Raw genomic sequence first — 19,463 nt, 5'->3', positions numbered from 1 at the left:
TCGCAGCACGACATACATTATCGCCCCAGGGCGCAAGAACCGGACACGAAAAACGTAATGAATCTTGTCATCGTCGAATCCCCGGCCAAAGCCAAGACGATCAATAAATATCTCGGTGACGATTACAAGGTGCTGGCCTCGTTTGGTCACATCCGCGATCTTCCGTCAAAAGACGGATCGGTTGATCCCGACAACGATTTTTCGATGGTCTGGGAAACCGATGGCCGTTCCGAAAAACAGATCCGCGAGATCGCATCGGCCGCACGCGATGCCGACACCATCTATCTCGCGACTGACCCGGATCGCGAAGGGGAAGCGATTTCGTGGCATATTCTGGAAGTTCTGGAACAGAAAAAGCTTTTGCGCGGCCGCGACGTTCATCGTGTTGTGTTCCACGAGATCACTAAAAAGGCCGTGACGGATGCGATTGCAAATCCACGCGAGCTTAATCAGGAACTGGTCGATGCCTATCTGGCACGCCGTGCCCTTGATTATCTGGTGGGCTTTAACCTGTCGCCAGTCCTGTGGCGCAAATTGCCCGGTTCGCGGTCGGCTGGTCGCGTGCAGTCCGTCGCCCTTCGCCTGATCTGCGAACGCGAGATCGAGATCGAAGCATTCCGCCCCGACGAATACTGGTCGTTGGAAGCCGGTTTCAAGGTGCCTGAGGGCAGCTTCACAGCGCGCCTGACCCATCTGAACGGTGAGAAGCTGGACAAGCTGGCACTGGGTAACGAGGGTGCAGCGACGATTGCGAAGGAAAAGGTCGAAAGCCGCAGTTATACGGTTTCAAAGGTCGAGCGCAAGGACGTCAAACGTCGTCCGCAACCGCCTTTCACCACATCGACCCTGCAACAGGAAGCATCGCGCAAACTTGGCTTTGGCGCCAAGCGCACCATGCAGTTGGCCCAGCGCCTTTATGAAGGGGTTGATATCGGTGGCGAGACCGTTGGTCTGATTACCTATATGCGTACGGATGCCGTCGTTCTTTCGGGCGAGGCCCTGGCCGCGGCACGCCGCCTGATTTCCAAGGATTACGGCGAAAATTACCTGCCGCCAAGCGCACGCAGCTTTGCCAACAAGGCCAAGAACGCACAGGAAGCCCACGAGGCCATCCGCCCGACGGACCTGTTCCGTCGTCCCGATCAGGTTGCCCGTCACCTCGATAAGGATCAGTTGAACCTTTATACCCTGATCTGGAAACGGACTGTGGCGTGCCAGATGGAAGATGCCAAATTCGATCAGGTCGCGGTTGATCTGTCATCGAATGACAATCATGTGGTTCTGCGTGCCAATGGTTCGGTCGTCAAATTCGACGGTTTCCTGAAACTGTATCAGGAAGGCAAGGATGACGAGACCGAGGACGAAAATGATCGCCGTCTGCCACCGTTAAAAGAAGGCCAGAAGCCTGATCTTGGCAAAGTCAGTATCGATCAGCATTTCACCCAGCCCCCGCCCCGCTATACCGAGGCGAGCCTGGTCAAGAAGATGGAAGAACTGGGCATCGGTCGCCCGTCGACCTATGCATCAATCATTTCGGTTTTGCAGGATCGCGATTATGTGACGCTGGACAAGCGCCGCTTTGTCGCACAGGACCGAGGCCGTCTGGTCACGGCGTTTCTGTCGAAATTCTTTGAACGTTATGTTCAGTACAACTTTACGGCCGATCTGGAAAACCAGCTTGACGACGTTTCAAACGGCAGCCTTGCCTGGCGCGATGTGCTGAACCAGTTCTGGTCGGCCTTCAAGGGCAATGTCGACGAAGCGAAGGACCTGAAAATCACCGATGTGCTTGATGCGCTTCAGGTGATGCTGGAAAATTACCTGTTCCCGACGCGCGACGATGGTGCGGACCCGCATAAATGCCCGAAATGTGCTGATGGGACGCTCAGCCTCAAACTTGGCAAATTCGGGGCATTCCTTGGCTGTTCGAATTATCCGGAATGCAACTTTACCCGTCCGTTGGTTGCCAATGAAAATAGTGGAGATTCCGAACTTGACTCCGGGCCCAAGGTGCTTGGCATTGATAAGGAAACCGGCAAGGAAATCACCCTGCGCAAAGGCCCGTATGGCGTTTACGTGCAACTGGGTGAAGAAGAGGAAGTCGAAGGCAAGAACGGCAAACCCAAGAAGGTCAAGCCGAAGCGGACATCGCTTCCGAAAGGGCTCGAGCCATCGGTTGTCGATCTAACCAAGGCTGAAGAATTGCTGACATTGCCGCGTCTGGTGGGCGTCTTCCCCGACACCGGCGAGGAAATCAAAGCCAATGTCGGCCGGTTTGGCCCCTATGTTCAGGCAGGCAGCATCTTTGCATCGCTTAAGGCCGAGGATGACGTTCTGACGGTTGGTGAAAACCGTGCGATTGCGCTTATTGCGGACAAACGCGAAAAAGCCGGCAAGGAAATCGGCAAACATCCCGATGACAGCGAACCGATATTCCTGGCGGATGGCCGTTGGGGACCGTTTGTCAAACACAAGAAAACCAATGCCAATCTGCCACGTGATACCAACAAGGAAGATGTCACGCTGGAAATGGCCATTGCGGCGCTGAAGGAAAAGGAAGCCAAGTCGGGCAAGCCGGCCAAGGCAACCAAAGCCGCCGCTAAGAGTACAACAACGAAAAAGGCGGCTGCCAAGAAACCCGCAGCCAAAAAGACCGCTGCAAAGAAACCCGCAGCGAAGAAAACAACGAAGAAAGAGGCGGCGAACTAATCGCCGCCTTCCTTTTCTTGACTATGAAATTGAAAGGACGCCGCGAAGTTGGCGAACGACACAGAAAATAAAACCCCGTTCCCCACCCGGGAACAGATCATGGAATTCATCGATATGAGCCCCACCCCGGTGGGCAAGCGAGAGATTGCGCGCGCATTTAACATCAAGGGTGCTGCGAAGATCGAGCTTAAAAAGATTCTGAAGGATCTGAAAATCGGTGGTGACGTGGTCAAGGGCCGCAGACGGTTTGACAAACCCGACCGCCTGCCGCCTGTCGAGGTACTGGAAATCACCGGCATTGATGACGAAGGCGAAGTGATTGCCCGTCCTAATGTCTGGAAAGAAGATTATGAACCGCCGGTAATTTACGTGAAAATGATCCGGCGCGGCGGACCAAGCGCACCGGGCATTGGCGACAAGATCCTTGCCAAGCTGCGCTATACCGGAAAGCAGACCTATGAAGCCAGCATCATGCGGGTTCTGGGCAGCGGCCCGCAACGTGTTCTGGGCATTTTCCGCCCCAATGAACGCGAAGGCAGGGTTGTGCCCACGGATCGCAAGGATGCAGGCGAGATTGCCGTGCCGCTGGATGATCATCCCGATCTTGAAGGCGGGGCGCTGGTTCTGACAGAAATTCTGCCGGGTAAGCATTTTGGCCTGCGCAAGGGCCGGATTACCGAGGTTTTTGGCAATATCAACGAACCGAAATCGATCAGTCTGGTATCGATCCATGCGCGTGGCATTCCGTTTGAATTCCCGCCCGAAGTCGAATTACAGGCGCGTGAGTCCAAGGCAACGCCAATGGGCAAGCGCACCGATCTGCGCGATATTCCGCTGGTGACGATCGACGGTGCCGATGCCCGCGACTTTGACGATGCCGTGTGGGCCGAAGCCGATCCCGATCCGGAAAACGAAGGCGGCTGGCACATCATGGTCGCGATTGCCGATGTGTCCTGGTATGTGCGCCCGCATGACGCACTTGACCGTGAAGCGGTAAAGCGCGGCAACAGTTGTTATTTCCCGGACCGGGTTGTACCGATGTTGCCGTTTGAATTGTCAAACGGATGGTGTTCGCTGGTTCCGCATGAAGATCGCGGCTGTATGGCCGTCGAGATGTGGCTAAACAGGCACGGCACCAAACTGCGTCACAAATTCTGTCGCGGCATAATGCGATCAGCAGCGCGCCTGACCTATGATCAGGTTCAGCGCGCGATGGATGGCTATCCCGATGACACCACCGGTCCGCTGCTTGAAACCATTATCAAGCCACTTTACGGGGCGTATGAAGCCTTTCTTGAAGCACGCAAAGGACGTGGTGTTCTGGAACTTGACCTTCCGGAACGCAAGATCGAGCTGAATGACAAGGGCCAGATTATTGCCATTGCGCCTCGCGCACGCTTTGACAGCCACAAGCTGATCGAGGAATTCATGGTCGCGGCGAATGTCTGTGCGGCCGAGGAACTTGAACGGATCAAGCAGCCCTGCATGTATCGTATTCACGATGCCCCGAGCGAGGAAAAGCTTGAGGCGCTTCATGAATTCCTTGAGGGTGCCGGATACAAGCTGAACAAGGGGGCGGTCCTGCGCCCGCGTGATTTCAACCGCATCCTTGAACAGGCCAAGGACACCCCCGAGGCCGAGCTGATCAATACGGTTGTGCTGCGCAGCCAGTCACAGGCGATGTATAGCCCGGACAATATCGGGCACTTTGGTCTTGCGCTTAAGAAATACGCCCATTTCACATCCCCGATCCGGCGTTATGCCGATCTTCTGGTGCATCGTGCCCTGATCGCGGGTCTGAAACTTGGCGAAGGCGGATTGCCACCCGAAGATGGCGAGCGGTTCGAACAGATCGGCGAAGACATTTCCGGCACCGAACGTCGTGCGGCGATGGCCGAACGCGATGCGGTCGACCGTTATGTCGCGGCCTATATGGCAGACAAGGTCGGTGCGGAATTCCCCGGTCGTGTTTCGGGGGTCACGCATTTTGGCCTGTTCGTGTCGCTCAACGAGACCGGCGCGGATGGTTTGATCCCGATATCCACCCTGCCCGATGATTATTATGTGCATGATGCCATCGGTCATGCGCTGGTCGGGCAAAATCGCGGCAAGACATTCCGCCTGGGCGATGATGTCGTTGTCCGCATTGCCGAGGCAGACGCGGCAACCGGGTCACTTGCGCTTCGTCTGGCGGGACATGCCGATATTACCGATCGTGACCTGATCGAACGGCCACGCGGGCGCGGAAAACGCCGAGGCAGCCCGGGTGACCGCAGCCATCGTCATGGGACAAAACCGGGCTTTCGTGCCAATCCAAAGGATAAGACCGGTGCATCTGGTGGTGGTCCCCGCGGTGGAAAACCGGGCGGAAAGCCTGGTACCAAGGCCGCGAGCAAGAAGAAAACCACACCGAAAAAACAGCGCAAGCTGGTGGCATCAAGCCGGGTCGCACGAAACACGACCAAACGCGATAGTTAAACAAGAAGGGCGACCACGATGGTCGCCCTTTTCATTGGTATCGGATTTATCAATCAGCCCAGCGTTTCGATGAACTTCGCCAGATGTTCGGCCGTTTGCTTGCCCCGGTTGGAAATGATCGCGACATTTGACGGCAGCCCTTCGAGATCAGGGTGGGATGCATCGAAGCTGGTCAAAAGGCCAAGTGCCTTGCCTTTCAGTGATTTCATAGCGGCAAGAGCACGGATCAGTTCAATACCGCTCAAACCATCAAGGACCGCGGCAGTGATGATTGCATCCGGGCGCGATTGAACGACGGTTTGAAAGGCCTCGACTGCGGTGCGTGCGGTAATGGTCCGGAAGCCTTTTTCACGCAATTCACGTTGCAGGAAATGGGCCTGCACCGTGGTTGCGGTAACGATCAGGACTTCCTTATCGTGCGCAGCCGGTGTGTCTGCGGCCGCGTCTTCGTCATCCTTTTTGGCACTTCGCGTCGGAAGCGACCGGAGGATGCGGGTTTCTTCCTCGGCCGGGGGATTGGTACCGCTTTCGATGATTTCGCGGATCCATGTGGTGAAATCGACAAGAGACGCGGCTTCGAGATCGTCGATCTCGGTCAGTTCGGCGATATAGTCTTCCATGCGGTGTGCAATCGCACCAACCAGCGGGAAACCGAATGAACCGGCAAGACCTTTGACAGTGTGTGCCTCGCGCCTTAGTTCGGCAATTCCGACATCGGCCTTGTCCATGCCACCGGCGACACGATCAATGGTTGTTTCAATACGATCGGTGCGTTCAAGGGTGTCTTCAATGAAATCCTGTTTCAGTCGGGCGACGATATCGTCTGCATTCCCCATCTGGGCGCTCCTGTACCGGGTTGAAGACATCAGTATCAAAGGATCGTCATTATAACGGTTTTCAACACAGTTTTCAGCCATGCCGGAAAAGCACTTGCCCGATCACTTCAACTTCATGATGATAGCGAACCGTTTCAATGCCCCTTTTTTCCGGCCTGATCAAGGGGCTGGATCAAGAAACAGGAACGAATGCCACCATGCAGCCAGAATATAGCGAACAAAGCAGCGGATCGCGCCTGCTGACCGGTCTTAGCCGGGGATTTCGGCGCAAATGCCCCAATTGCGGGCATGGCTTTGCCTTTGGCGGGTACCTGAAACTGCGTGATGAATGTGATTGCTGCGCGCATCCGATCGGCGAATATCGCTGTGATGACGCCCCGCCCTATTTCACGATTTTCATTGTCGGTCATATCGTTGTTGGTGGTGCGCTTTCGATGGAGCAATCCATGCAGCCATCAATCGCGCTGCAATTATCTGTCTGGCTTCCGACAACCGTCTTGCTCTGCCTTGCCTTCCTGCCCTTCATCAAGGGGGCGGTGCTTGGCACCCAATGGGCGATGAAGATCAAGGGATAGTCATTGTCGACTGCGCGTCATTCGCAGTAGAATGACTTTTACGTTGAGCTATCTCCTTTCGGATTGAGCACATTTTGGCATCAGCCACACGAGATATCGGTACTGTCCTCTCCCGCCCGGCGTCGCGGCCAATAAGGCGCGTTGCGGGACTGGTTGGTATTTGCTTTTTGCTGACAGGCTGTGCCACCCAGCGTGGTGACACGATCATTTCAAATGATGATCAGCAAACCCGCGATGTGATGTCGCAGGCGATCGAGCTTGTGGCGACACGCTATATTGATCCTGTGGGACGCGAACAGATTGTTGTCAATGCGCTGGACGGACTGTCGTCGATTGATCCGAATATCCGCATTGGCATGACGCCGGAAGAGATTATCCTTGGCTATAATGGCAAAACTGTTCGCAACCTTGCTCTACCCGACGCCGACAGCGAGGAACAGGATACGCTTTTATGGACGGAACTGACCCTTAAGGGTGTAGGTATTTATCGGGTTTATTCATCCGATTTGCGACATGCGGATGCGCTTTCGGTACAATCGGCACTTGTCAGCGGATCGATCAAGAACCTTGATCGTTACAGCCGCTATGAGGGCCCCAATCAGGCCGAAACAGCACGGACACGGCGCGATGGCTATATTGGCGTTGGTGTGCGGCTGATTGGCGGCGATGGCTATCCGGTGATCAAGAAGGTGCACGAAGACAGCCCGGCGGCCAAGGCAGGACTTGATATTGGTGACCAGTTGATTTCGGTGAATGGGGTCAACCTTTATAACCGGACGGCGGCCTATGCCAGCGACCTTCTGCATGGCGAGGAAGGCACGCGCGTTACGATCGAAATCAATGGTGCCGAAAGCCAGGTCATCACCCCCATCGAAATCATGCGCGAACGGGTGATCAGCCGAACCGTATTTACCGAAATTCGCGATAATGTCCTGATTGCCCGGATTGCCAGCTTTAATAGCGCGACGGCACAGTCCCTTGGCGACGAAATCCTCAAGGCTGGCCTTTTCCCCGGCGGCTTGCGGGGCGTGATTCTTGACCTTCGCGGCAATCGCGGCGGACTTTTACAGCAAGGGGTCGAGGTTGCCGATCTGTTTATCGCCGGTGGCCCGATTGCCAATACGCGGTCACGCGTGATGGCTGCGCGCCATATCTTCAAGGCAAATCCCGAAGACCTGACCCGAGGGGCGCCGCTGGTTGTGCTGATTGATGGCAGGACGGCGTCCTCGGCCGAACTGGTGGCGGCGGCCCTCCAGGATCGTAACAGGGCGGTCCTGATCGGTTCGACAAGCTTTGGCAAGGGATCGGTTCAGGCGATCAATGATCTGTCGAATAAAGGCACGCTGACCTTTACCTGGTCGCAAATGACCGCCCCGTCGGGATATACGTTTGATCGCATCGGACTTTTCCCTTCGATCTGCACGACAGCCAGTGGAATTGCTCCGAATGACCAGATCAGATCCGCCCTTGCCCATCGTGATGATATGGTTGCCATCATGACCAAATGGCGCAAGCTTGATTATCAGAATGAAAAAGCGCGACAGGACCTTCGAAATGTGTGTCCGGCCCGTCAGGGCATTGATGAAAACGACATTGATATCGCTCTTGAATTGATCAAAAACCTTCCGGGTTACAAGGATCTGGCTCAATTACCGATCAATGAAATTGCCGATACCTTTGCCTCACAATAAAAATGGCATTCTTTTTTGCCAAAATGGCTTGACACCCGACGCATAACCTTTATGTTCCGCGGCCTGAGATACACCTGAACACAGGAAGCTGAGATATGGCGAAGCCCGCTTCGATCCTCGTAAAGTTGGTAAGCACCGCTGATACCGGTTACTTCTATGTCGTTAAGAAGAACCCGCGGAATACCACCGAGAAATTCTCGTTTCGCAAGTACGATCCGGTCGTGCGCAAGCACGTCGAGTTCAAAGAAGCGAAAATGAAGTAATCTTTCAGCTAACGCTGACTGGATTATCGGAATTAAAAAAGACGTGACCTTCGGGTCGCGTCTTTTTTATTGCCTGATCGGATCGAATAAATCGTATCAGGCTGAAAATCGTTTCCACCCCGCCCCGGCCAGCATCAGCCAGCCAGTTATGAATGACAGCCCGCCAATCGGGGCGATCATGCCAAAGGTGCTGATCCCGGCAAAGGCAATGACGTAAAGCGCCCCGCAAAAGAACAGAATGCCCGTCAGCATCGCATAAGCCGCCCAGCGCAGAAGCCGTTCATCGGGCACCTGATAGGCAAGGGCCGCGATGGCAACCAAACCCGCGGCATGCACCAGTTGATAATGCGCACCGGTTTCCACAAGCTCGCGCGCACGGTTCATTTCCTCGCCCGCCATGCCGTGGGATGCAAATGCACCCAGCCCAACCGCGATTGCCCCGTTCAACCCTGCCATAACAACAGATAACCGCATGAAGTTGTTTTCCGATTTCATGATGCTTTGTACTGGCGACACTTTATCGCCCCGCAGACAACCGCGCCATGATCAAACGCAAAAAAAATGGCCGTACAAAAATGTACGGCCAGTAAACTCTCTTGGGGGAGATGTGCCGGACCAATTAAATGCCCGTCACTCTGTTTTTCTATCCTGAATAATCAATCGGCTCTGTGACATTCGTCACAATTTGTGAAACATTTTCAATTTTCTGCCGATAATTCATCACTTTGCCCTCAATTTTGATCTAATGGATCGATTCACTGAGGAATTCTTCAAGACGCTGTACATTGGGCACATACAGACCCAACTCGACTTTGGCGATCAAACCATTTCGGGCAAGTGTTCCCATGACACGGGCAACGGTCTCGCGAGATGTGCTGACCCTGCTGGCAATTTCTGAATGCACGGGCACAGGACTTAACATCGCAGATCCGTCTTCTGCGATCTCGATCTGCGAGCAACGCAAGATTTCCGCAACAACCCGTTCATTTGCACCAAGTGTGCTGACGTCAACAATGCGTCGGGTCGATGTTCTGACGATCCTTGCCAGTTCCCTGATGACACTCCAGGCAACAGAAGGATGGTTTTTGACGATTTTTTCGAAATTGGCGGGGCTTACAATCGCGACATCCGTATTTGTAACAGCCAGGACACAGGCTGAACGCGGCTCGCCGTCTATTGCCGAAAGTTGCCCGACACAACCGCCTGCCCCGATTTCTTCGAGCGTGATCTCGCGACCGGACAAAGAATAATTCACAATTCGGACCTTACCCGACAAAATCAGATAAACATCCGAACTGTCGGATTCGGGTTCAATAATCTGCGCCCCAGCCGAAAATGTTTTCCGGTTGATGTGCCGCTCGACATCTGCGAGTGCGACCTGATCAAGCCCCGCGAGAATACCGACCACCGATAATTCTACCATCTACCCCAGCTTTTCTATGCTTTCGCTATCATTTTCGCGTCAATGCGATGGTCAGACTTAACGCCATGCATTGCTTTTGAATGCTGTCCCGTAAAGATCATATGCAAAGCAGACGACACTGACAATCATCCGCGGCCACGTCCCCACGGCAATTTACAATACAATTGTATGACTATACAGCATCCAAACGAATGCTGCGGATGCGAAATCCGGATTTTCATGTTACGTTATAGTGATCCCCACACAGTTCGCATGCAGGAGGCCTGCCATGAGTCCCGAATTGGAGATTTTTCGCCGCAGCCCAAGCGACAACCCCAAATGCAAAACGCCGGTCGTTTTCGTCCATGGTGCATTTACAGGCGCATGGTGCTGGAACGAACATTTTCTAACCTGGTTTGCCGATCAGGGGTTTGAAACCATTTCATTTTCGCTGCGTGGCCATGGCGGCAGCGGCGGGCGCGAGCTGCGCAGTCTGGCATCGATTGACGATTATGTCGAAGACCTCGAAACGGTTGTCGATACGCTCGGCCAGAAGCCGATCCTGATCGGTCATTCGATGGGCGGCTATATCATTCAGAAATATCTTGAAAAGCATAAGGCAACCGCCGCTGTCCTGATGGCATCCGTCCCGCCCGAGGGACTTCTTGCCAGCAACACCATGATGGCAATGGCTCAGCCCGACCTTTATCTTCAGATGTTCTGGCTTCAGGCCATCGGGCCGCATACCCTGCTGCGTGACCGGCTGGGACGCGCGATGCTTTCACCCGATATTGCCGAAGACGAAGGCATGATCTATTTCGGCCGACTTGAAACGGAAAGCCATCGGGCACTTATGGACATGATGGGTGGCAATCCGGTGTTTCTGTCGCAAACCGATCTGCCGCCGATGCTGGCGATTGGGGCACGCAATGATGAAATTATTCAAAGCGAAGTGGTCAATCATACAGCAAGGCGTCTGGGAGCGGATTGTGTTCTGCTTGATGACATCGCGCACGCCATGATGCTTGACGCAAAATGGGAAAAGGCCGCGACCCAAATTGCCGAATGGCTTGAAAAAAACGTTATCGAAAAGCAGGACAGCACATCGAAAAAATCTGCTGCCTGATTGATTACGGAAAACGAATTCAGCTTTATAGGCAGGATGTTAGCGCATTCTGCCTTTTGTTTTTCGAACGCCGCCAACTGTTTTCTTTTCAATCACCACCATTTCTGGAAGCATGAGCTATCAGAACCACAACAAAAAGGTTGGTGACATGCCCCACATGACCAAAGGTTTCCGTCTGAAATACTTTCTGCTGAGCAGTGCTACGGCAATGCTGATGACGCTGCCGGTTCATGCACAGCAGGCGACGGATGCGATTGCCCCGGAAAGTGCAACATCACCGGTTTCGCATCGGGAAGCCGTGCGCGCGCCGAACTGGATGGTTACGGCAGCCAACCCGCTGGCGGTTGAGGCAGGTGCGACTGTGCTTCGTCGCGGCGGCAATGCGATTGATGCCATGGTCGCCGTTCAGACAATGCTCGGATTGGTAGAGCCACAGTCATCGGGACTAGGTGGCGGTGCCTTTCTGGTTTATTTTGATGCGCGTAGTGGCAAGCTGACAACCATGGACGGTCGCGAAACGGCACCGATGGCCGCCACACCGACTCTGTTTCAGACCGAAACCGGCGAGCCAATGGAATTTTATGATGCGGTTGTCGGCGGTCGGTCCGTTGGGACACCGGGAACACCAGCGTTGCTGAAAGTTGCCCATGAAAAATGGGGTCAACTGGAATGGCCGACATTGTTGGCCCCTGCCATAGAGCGCGCCGAAATCGGTTTTAATGTCTCTCCACGCCTTGCCGGACTGATCGCCGAGGATGCCGAAAAGCTCTCGCGCGATGACACGGCAAAGGGCTATTTCTTTGACGAAAATGGCGCGCCACTTGAAGCAGATGCGCTTCTGAAAAACCCGGAATATGCCAATACTCTTAGGGCTTTGGCGCAAAAAGGTACTGACGGGTTCTATTTTGGGCAGATTGCCAATGACATCGTTAACAAAGTTCAAGGGGCAAGCTGGAACCCCGGTGTTCTGTCCCTGAAAGATTTTGCCAATTATAGCGTCAAGGAACGCGATCCGGTTTGCGCCGATTATCGCGGCTATGAAATATGCGGCATGGGCCCACCATCCTCCGGGGCCCTGACAGTCGGGCAGATACTTGGCCTGATCGAACCGTTTGACATTGGCGATTTTGGCCCAAAATCGCCTGAAAGTTGGCGCTTGATCGGCGATGCGTCGCGGCTGGCTTTTGCCGATCGCGGCCGTTATATGGCCGACATTGATTTTGTGCCGATGCCATTGACCGGCCTACTTGATAAGACCTATCTGACAGATCGCGCCAAACTTCTGGAAACAGGCAGTGCACTGGGCAATGTGGAACCTGGTCTTCCAGCGTTCAGCCACGCGATGCGACTGGCCGATGATGAAGCGATCGAGTTCCCCAGCACCAGCCATTTTTCCATCGTCGATGCCATGGGTAACGTCGTTTCAATGACCACTACCATTGAAAACGGCTTCGGGTCACGCCTGATGGTGCGCGGCTTTATGTTGAACAATGAACTGACCGATTTTTCGTTCAAGACACACAGCAACGGTGTGCCGATTGCCAATCGGCTGGAACCGGGCAAGCGCCCGCGTTCTTCCATGGCACCGACAATCGTCATGCAGGATGGCAAACCAGTTATTGCCGCTGGATCACCGGGGGGATCACGGATTATCGGTTATGTCGCGCAGTCGTTGATCGGGATGATTGACTGGGGCATGGACCCGCAGCAGGCCATCAACATGCCCCACCTGATCAACCGTTTCGGAACGTTTGACATCGAGGCCGGAACAGAGGCCGAAGCGCTTGAACCATATCTTCAGCAACGCGGTTTCAAAACCGAGATTCGCGATCTTAATTCCGGTCTGCACATCATCCAGATTACTGATCAGAGCCTGATTGGCGGAGCCGATCCACGACGCGAAGGCATTGTTATCGGTGAGTAAAGATAGATTTCGGTGATTTGAGAACGAGGCGGCATCAATTAGATGCCGCCTTTTTCAATCGATCCAGTCAGCCAGAAAATCGCGCAATTCCAGATGATTTTCCGCGACATAATGCGCCCCTGCCCCACGCAGAGAATCCGCCGATGTCAGATCGACCAGACCGATTGTTGTCGCACCGGACGCAACACCGGCAAGGACACCACTGATGCTGTCATCGATCACCACGCATTCGGTGATATCGATACCGATTTTTTCGGCGGCCAGCAAATAGACATCGGGTGCCGGTTTCGCGTGGGCAACATCATGGGCCGAGCATATCCGGCCACGAAAACGATCCAGCAACCCGACCTTGCCAAGCGATACATCCATCTTGTCATGCGGGCCGTTACTGCCGATTGCCATCGGGATCCCTTTGGCATCGAGCAGCTCAAGAACAGCGCCCAGATCTGGATAGGGCATCAGATCTTTTTCAAATGATTTGAAGGTTCTGGCATAACATTCCTTAATCCAGCCGTCAGGTAACGTTACACTAAAAGATTCCGCCATTTTGGGTGCAACAGCCGCCAGCGTACCACCGATAAAAAACTCGTGGCTTTGCGCCGGGGTCATGTCACAGCCATATTCGCACAACAGATCGGTCAGGACCCTGTTGGCAAGATTTTCGGTATCCACCAGCACACCATCGCAATCAAAGATCACGCCGCGCACGACCGGTTTCGTCACAATCGCATCCATCATTTCCCTGCTCATGCTCCGGCCAGCTCGGACCAGCGCCCTTCGTCATAGGCCACGGTGCGGGTCGTGCCAAAATCGACAACCGGACGTTTGATCACGGTCGGATTGACCGCAAGGATGGCTGCCGCAGCCGCATCATCATTTTCAAGCACGGCCTTGTCGGCATCGGAAAGATTACGATAGCTTGGCCCGCGTTTATTGATCAGGGTCTTGCCACCGACTTCGGCAAGCCAGCCTTCGATGGTTTTGGCATCAATTCCGTCAACGCGGAAATCATGGAACTTGTGTTCAAATCCCTTGGCGTCGAACCATTTCAGGGATTTTTTAACTGTGTCGCAGTTTTTGATGCCATAGACCGTGATCATGAATTCTTCCTGTATTTCGCAATGCGCGATGCAGCCATGCATCGCCGAATGAGTTTTGACCCTAAATCCCGGAACATATATAAAGACCGCGCCCGGAAAACGGCAACCCCATTCACGTGCACAGGTTCAGGAACAACTCGGTATGACTGTCAATCGGCGTATTTCTGTCGCCCCGATGATGGATTGGACGGATCGGCATGATCGCTATTTCCTGCGGCAGATCAGCCAGCATGCCCTGCTTTATACCGAAATGGTCACCACGGGGGCCATCATCCATGGCGGTGCGGAACGGCATCTGCGTTATGACGCGGCCGAACACCCCATTGCCCTGCAGCTTGGCGGCAGCAACCCGGATGATCTGGCGCGCGCCTGCGACATTGCCAATAATTATGCCTATGACGAGATCAACCTGAATTGCGGCTGCCCGTCGGATCGCGTGCAGAACGGGGCATTTGGTGCCTGTCTGATGGCGACCCCCGATGTGGTGGCAAATTGCGTCAAAGCGATGATTGACACCAGTGAGGCGCCGGTAACGGTCAAAAACCGTATCGGCATCGACAATCAGGAAGATTACCCGTCGCTTAAACGGTTTGTGGAAACCGTGGCCGACGCCGGATGCAGGACCTTCATCGTGCATGCACGAAAAGCATGGCTGAACGGACTTAGCCCCAAGGAAAACCGCGAAGTTCCGCCGCTTAAATATGAACTGGTTTACCAGTTGAAACAGGAATTGCCGGAACTTGAAATCCTGATCAATGGCGGTATCAAGACACTGGACGAAACCGAAGAACATCTGAAAGAGGTTGACGGTGTGATGATCGGGCGCGAAGCCTATCAGAACCCCTATGTTCTTTCGGATGTCGACCGTCGTTTTTATGGCGATGACACCCCGGCCCTAAGCCGTCATCAGGTGGTCGAGGCGATGCTGCCGTATATCGATGAACATCTGAAATCGGATAACGGGACGCTGGGCCATGTGACGCGGCACATGCTGGGACTGTTTCAGCATATGCGCGGTGCAAAACAATGGCGCCGGTATTTAAGCGAGAATGCCCATCGCAAAGGTGCGGGTGTTGATACCGTGCGCGAGGCATTGGCACTTGTGTCCGAAGAAGATGCCAAGGCACTGTCTGCATGAGCGCAGATGAACAATCGCCCGATGCCCCGAAACAAACCGGCGGCATTACATGGCGGGAAGGCAACGTCCCCTATTCCCCGCAATTTGGCGATATTTATTACAATCCGAAAAACGGATTGGCCGAAACGCAATATGTTTTTGTTGCGGGCAATAACCTGCCCGAAGCATGGCGGGCACGCGAAAATTTCACGATTGGCGAAACCGGCTTTGGCACGGGCCTGAATTTTCTTGCCGCGTGGGATTGCTGGCAAAAGGACCCGGCGCGGTCCAGACGGCTTCATTTCATATCGGTTGAGAAATTCCCGCTGACGCGTGATGCGATGGCACGCGCGCATCAGAACTGGCCGGAATTGGCAGAAATTTCGGACCAACTTGTCACGCAATGGCCGACCGGCACGATATTGCCCGGTGTGCATCGGTTTGATCTGGGCGATGGTTCGGTTACGCTGACACTTCTGATCGGGGATGCGATTGGTTGTTACCGAGATTATCACGGAATGGTCGATTGCTGGTTCCTTGACGGTTTTGCCCCGTCGCGCAATCCCGATATGTGGCGGCCGGAATTGTTTGCGGCCCTTGCCGCCGCATCAAGCCGTGATGGTGCGACCCTTGCGACATTCAGTGCGGCACGCATCGTGCGCGACGGGCTGGAACAGGCCGGGTTCGAGATCAGCAAGCGCAAGGGATATGCCTATAAGCGCGATATGATCACGGCCAGATTTGCGCCGAAGGATGCACCTGATCAGGACACCAGCGGCAAAGGGATTGATGAAAATCCTTGGTTTGTCTTGCCAAAGACAACCGGCAAAAAACATATCGCGATCATTGGCGGCGGTATGGCCGGTGCCGCCTGTGCGCACGCCCTGCACAATCGCGGATGTGCGGTGACGCTTTTTGAAAAATCGGATCATTTGGCCGACGCGGCATCCGGCAACCCGATCGGAATGCTTGAACCCTACCTTACCGTCGATGATGCGATTACCGGGCGGTTTTACGAAGCCGGGTTCAGATACAGTCAGCGACTGGTACGCACACTTGCAGAAGCAGGCCATATCGAAGCTGGTTTCTGTGGCGTGCTTGATCTGATATCCGGCCCGCGTGATGAAGAACGTCAGGCAGGACTGATCAATAGACTGGGGCAAAATCCCGATCTGGTTCGCTTGCTTGATCGTGATGCCGCCAGTACCGCCTTTGGCCTTTCTCTACCGCATGGCGGGCTGTTTTATCCGGATGCGGGTTGGGTTAATCCGCCGTCGCTTGTGTCATACCTTGCGCGCGGAATTGAATGCCGTACGGGGCGCAATATTGTCGGCATTTTTGACGATGGCGACGGCAAAGTCGTGAAATCCGCCGATGATCGTGAATTTGGCCCATTTGATGCAGTTGTCATCGCAGGCGCAACCGAAACCGGTGCATTTGGCCAGACAGACTGGCTTTCGGAATATCTGCGCCCGGTACGCGGGCAAATCAGCTATTTTGATGAAACGACGCTTCGGGATTGTTACGGGGATCATCCGATCCGTTGTGTTTTAAGCCACAAGGGATATCTGACCCCCGCCAGAAACGGCATTCATGTTTTCGGCGCGACATTTGGGCGCAATGATAACCAAACGGATTTGCGTGAAAGCGACCATGCCTTCAATGTCGGACAACTGGGCAAAGTCTTGCCCACACTTGCCGACATGCTTGAACCATCGAAACTGTCTGGTCGGGCGGCACTTCGGACCACAACTCCCGATCATTTGCCCGTGGTTGGCCCGGCACCGGATTATGGGTCCTATCTTCTGGCCTATGCCGGTATAGACAAAGGAAAAAAGGCGGCGCGATATGTCGATGCGCCTTACCACAAAGACGTGTATATCTGTACCGGATTTGGCGCACGCGGGTTGATTGCAGCCCCAATTGCCGCCGAAATAATTGCCAGCGAGATCTGCAATATGCCCCTGCCCCTTGAAAAGTCCCTGTTGGATGCCCTCCATCCCGCACGGTTCATCGTGCGTGGTCTTAAACGGCGGCAGATCGCGGCATGATCAACAAGCCCATCCTTCCGTCATTTGACGACCCTCGCATGAAAACCGCAACGATCCTTGCGCTGTTTTTCGTGGGGCTTTTCCTTATTCAGGGTGTGTTTCTGCCCTATTGGCCGGTCTGGCTGAAAAGCCAGAGATTGTCGGCGGGCGAGATCGGTATTTTGCTGTCCCTGCCCAACTGGGTTCGGGTTTTTGCCGATCCGTTGATTGCACAGCGCGCAGATCGAACCGGCAATCGTAAAACGCCGATGCTTTGGCTGGCGGGAATTTACGTCGTTACGGTTCTTGCCTTCCCGGTATCGAGCAATTTCTGGTGGCTGGCCGGGTTGTCTGTGATCATCGGTTTCACCTTTGCACCATTATTGCCGCTGGGCACGACAATTACGGTTCATGAATGCAAGGCCAAGGAACTTGATTACGGGCGGGTGCGACTTTGGGGATCACTTGCCTTTATCGCCGCATCCTATGGTGCTGGATGGGTTCTTGATGGTACATCGACCGCATGGATTGTCTGGTTGCTGTTTATTGCCGGGATTGTCAATTTTGCCATCGTCACCCGCATGCCCGATCCGCAAACCGACCGGCCATTGCGCTCTGGCTCTTCGATCATCTATCTGATGCGTAAACCGGTCTTCCTGATTTATCTGGGCTGCATCGGTTTTGCACAAGGATCGCACGGGACGTATTACAGCTTTGCCTCTGTCCACTGGGAAAATGTCGGTTATCCACATGATGTGATCGGGGCATTCTGGTCGATCGGGGTGATTGCCGAAATAGCGCTTTTTGCCTTTGCCGGTAAATATGTTCGCGGTCGGCATCCGGGCATTTTGTTTGCCATCGGGGCCGCGTCAGGCGTTCTGCGCTGGACGGTTCTGGGCATGACCGACAATTTCTGGCTGATTGTTCTGGTGCAACCCTTGCACGCCATGACATTTGGCATTACCCATCTGGCGGCTGTCAGCTTTATTGCGCGTGCCGTACCGCCACAATTGGCAACGTCGGCACAAAGCCTGATGGCGACATTATCCATGGGTGTTTTCCTTGGCAGTGCGATCTGGGCATCTGGGCCGCTTTATGATCATTTCGGATCACATGCCTATTACGCCATGAGCGGACTTTCGATTGTTGCCTTTTTCTTTGCGCTTTGGCTGATCCGGCGCTGGCGCGGCGAAGACAACACGTTTTGTGAATGACCGGGACATGCCTGGGGGAAATCTGATGAGCAATCTTCCGCTTTCGCGGAAATGGCGCCGTTTGAAACTGGGGCTTAGGACGCTTTTGACGGCGTCGCCCGCCGGTTATTTCATTCCGTATCGCTATGCCGCCGAAACCGCCAATGCCGCTGGCCGACCGCATTACCCGGCCATCGAAGCGATGATGGATCAGGCCGCACCGACCATGAAGGCATGGCTGACCAAGGCCACTAAATATCAGGATGCGTTTGCCAGTTTTGGCAATGCCACCCCACCCGATCCGCGCTGGCAACAAAGCTGGTTTCCGCGACTGGACGGGATGATGGCCTATGTGCTGACGCGTGAATTTCGTCCGGAACGGATTGTTGAAATCGGATCGGGGCATTCCACACGGTTTTATCATCGCGCCATTCTTGATGGTGAACTTGAAACCATCTTTCACGCGATTGATCCGGCCCCGCGCGCCGATATTGCCGCCCTGCCGATTACGGTTGAACGGACCATCGTGCAAAAGGCCGATCCGGCCGTGTTCAAGACATTGTCGGGTGCGGATATCCTGTCAATTGATTCAAGCCATATCCTGATGCCCGGAACGGATGTTGATCTGCTGTTTTCAACGGTCATACCAGCATTGCCCAGTGGGGCAATCATTCATATCCATGACATCACCCTGCCCGATGACTATCCGGAAATCTGGCAATGGCGCGGATATAATGAACAGCAGGGCGTTGCGGCCTTGCTGGCCGGGAACGGATTTGAAATCCTGTGGTCCAGTGCCTATGCCACGACACGCCTGAAGTATCTTGTAGCCCGGTCGATTGCCAATGGCATTCACCTGCCCGAAGGCGCACACGAGACCAGTTTATGGTTGCGCAAGAAGTAATTCCGACCAGATAAGATCAAGCCAAACCGATAGTTTACAGAAATAACGGGGTGCCAAGCCCCGCCTGCCCACCGGGAAAACGTCCTTCCACCCGACCCGAGGTTAATCAGGATTA

At 54.3% G+C, this 19,463-nt stretch carries 16 protein-coding genes; 11 read left to right on the top strand and 5 right to left on the bottom strand.

The features are described 5' to 3' along the window. Positions 1–57 precede the first annotated feature (57 nt). Together topA and rnr are read left to right on the top strand one after the other, a co-directional pair. Positions 58–2,709: a type I DNA topoisomerase gene (topA, locus tag TH5_RS07885; RefSeq protein WP_114121464.1), complete on the top strand. Its 2,652-nt coding sequence runs from the start codon at positions 58–60 to the stop codon at positions 2,707–2,709. A 48-nt stretch (positions 2,710–2,757) separates the two neighbouring features. Next, positions 2,758–5,187, top strand: coding sequence for a ribonuclease R (rnr, locus tag TH5_RS07880; protein WP_114121384.1), 2,430 nt, complete (start codon positions 2,758–2,760; stop codon positions 5,185–5,187). A gap of 53 nt (positions 5,188–5,240) precedes the next feature. Here rnr and TH5_RS07875 read toward each other — a convergent pair whose 3' ends face one another. Then, complete coding sequence (locus TH5_RS07875) at positions 5,241–6,023, bottom strand: Hpt domain-containing protein (protein ID WP_114121463.1); 783 nt, start codon at positions 6,021–6,023, stop codon at positions 5,241–5,243. A gap of 137 nt (positions 6,024–6,160) precedes the next feature. Between TH5_RS07875 and TH5_RS07870 the strand changes: the two genes are divergently transcribed. The 3 genes from TH5_RS07870 to rpmG all read left to right on the top strand — a co-directional run bounded on the left by TH5_RS07870 (position 6,161) and on the right by rpmG (position 8,552). Continuing rightward, entirely contained in the window at positions 6,161–6,598 is a 438-nt protein-coding gene (locus tag TH5_RS07870) for a DUF983 domain-containing protein (RefSeq protein ID WP_062959734.1), read from the top strand. Between the two features lie 74 nt (positions 6,599–6,672). Beyond that, positions 6,673–8,289 (top strand): S41 family peptidase, encoded by a 1,617-nt coding sequence (locus TH5_RS07865; protein WP_244204852.1) that lies wholly within the window; start codon positions 6,673–6,675, stop codon positions 8,287–8,289. A 95-nt stretch (positions 8,290–8,384) separates the two neighbouring features. Further along, a complete protein-coding gene (gene rpmG / locus TH5_RS07860; protein ID WP_007089918.1) occupies positions 8,385–8,552 on the top strand; it encodes a 50S ribosomal protein L33 in 168 nt (55 codons plus the stop codon). 96 nt (positions 8,553–8,648) lie between these two features. On the opposite strand, the gene TH5_RS07855 is transcribed toward rpmG, so the two are convergent. Together TH5_RS07855 and TH5_RS07850 are read right to left on the bottom strand one after the other, a co-directional pair. After that, positions 8,649–9,068 (bottom strand): DUF423 domain-containing protein, encoded by a 420-nt coding sequence (locus tag TH5_RS07855; RefSeq protein ID WP_244204851.1) that lies wholly within the window; start codon positions 9,066–9,068, stop codon positions 8,649–8,651. A gap of 226 nt (positions 9,069–9,294) precedes the next feature. Next, positions 9,295–9,975, bottom strand: a complete 681-nt coding sequence (locus TH5_RS07850; RefSeq protein WP_062949157.1) for a Crp/Fnr family transcriptional regulator — start codon at positions 9,973–9,975, stop codon at positions 9,295–9,297. A 268-nt stretch (positions 9,976–10,243) separates the two neighbouring features. On the opposite strand from TH5_RS07850, the gene TH5_RS07845 reads away from it, so the two are divergent. Beyond that, positions 10,244–11,080: an alpha/beta hydrolase gene (locus TH5_RS07845; RefSeq protein WP_114121383.1), complete on the top strand. Its 837-nt coding sequence runs from the start codon at positions 10,244–10,246 to the stop codon at positions 11,078–11,080. 112 nt (positions 11,081–11,192) lie between these two features. Then, entirely contained in the window at positions 11,193–13,004 is a 1,812-nt protein-coding gene (gene ggt / locus TH5_RS07840) for a gamma-glutamyltransferase (RefSeq protein ID WP_114121382.1), read from the top strand. A gap of 54 nt (positions 13,005–13,058) precedes the next feature. Here ggt and TH5_RS07835 read toward each other — a convergent pair whose 3' ends face one another. Then, the gene (locus tag TH5_RS07835) at positions 13,059–13,754 is read right to left on the bottom strand and encodes an HAD family hydrolase (protein WP_244204850.1); all 696 of its coding nucleotides are present in this window, start codon (positions 13,752–13,754) and stop codon (positions 13,059–13,061) included. Continuing rightward, entirely contained in the window at positions 13,751–14,104 is a 354-nt protein-coding gene (locus TH5_RS07830) for an ArsC/Spx/MgsR family protein (RefSeq protein WP_114121459.1), read from the bottom strand. The genes TH5_RS07835 and TH5_RS07830 overlap by 4 nt, the downstream gene beginning before the upstream one ends. Before the next feature lie 142 nt (positions 14,105–14,246). On the opposite strand from TH5_RS07830, the gene dusA reads away from it, so the two are divergent. Genes dusA through TH5_RS07810 form a run of 4 tightly spaced genes read left to right on the top strand, consistent with a single transcriptional unit; the run spans position 14,247 to position 19,348 of the window. Further along, positions 14,247–15,242, top strand: coding sequence for a tRNA dihydrouridine(20/20a) synthase DusA (gene dusA / locus TH5_RS07825; RefSeq protein WP_114121381.1), 996 nt, complete (start codon positions 14,247–14,249; stop codon positions 15,240–15,242). After that, the gene (gene mnmC, locus TH5_RS07820) at positions 15,239–17,272 is read left to right on the top strand and encodes a bifunctional tRNA (5-methylaminomethyl-2-thiouridine)(34)-methyltransferase MnmC2/FAD-dependent 5-carboxymethylaminomethyl-2-thiouridine(34) oxidoreductase MnmC1 (protein WP_114121380.1); all 2,034 of its coding nucleotides are present in this window, start codon (positions 15,239–15,241) and stop codon (positions 17,270–17,272) included. The genes dusA and mnmC overlap by 4 nt, the downstream gene beginning before the upstream one ends. Next, positions 17,269–18,465, top strand: coding sequence for a 3-phenylpropionate MFS transporter (locus TH5_RS07815; protein WP_114121379.1), 1,197 nt, complete (start codon positions 17,269–17,271; stop codon positions 18,463–18,465). The genes mnmC and TH5_RS07815 overlap by 4 nt, the downstream gene beginning before the upstream one ends. Positions 18,466–18,490: 25 nt before the next feature. Further along, complete coding sequence (locus TH5_RS07810) at positions 18,491–19,348, top strand: class I SAM-dependent methyltransferase (protein ID WP_114121378.1); 858 nt, start codon at positions 18,491–18,493, stop codon at positions 19,346–19,348. Positions 19,349–19,463: the final 115 nt, after the last annotated feature.

Source organism: Thalassospira xianhensis MCCC 1A02616, from assembly GCF_003326475.1.
Classification (GTDB): domain Bacteria; phylum Pseudomonadota; class Alphaproteobacteria; order Rhodospirillales; family Thalassospiraceae; genus Thalassospira; species Thalassospira xianhensis.
Note: the sequence above shows the minus strand (reverse complement) of the source record. Positions and strands in the feature narration are given on the sequence as shown.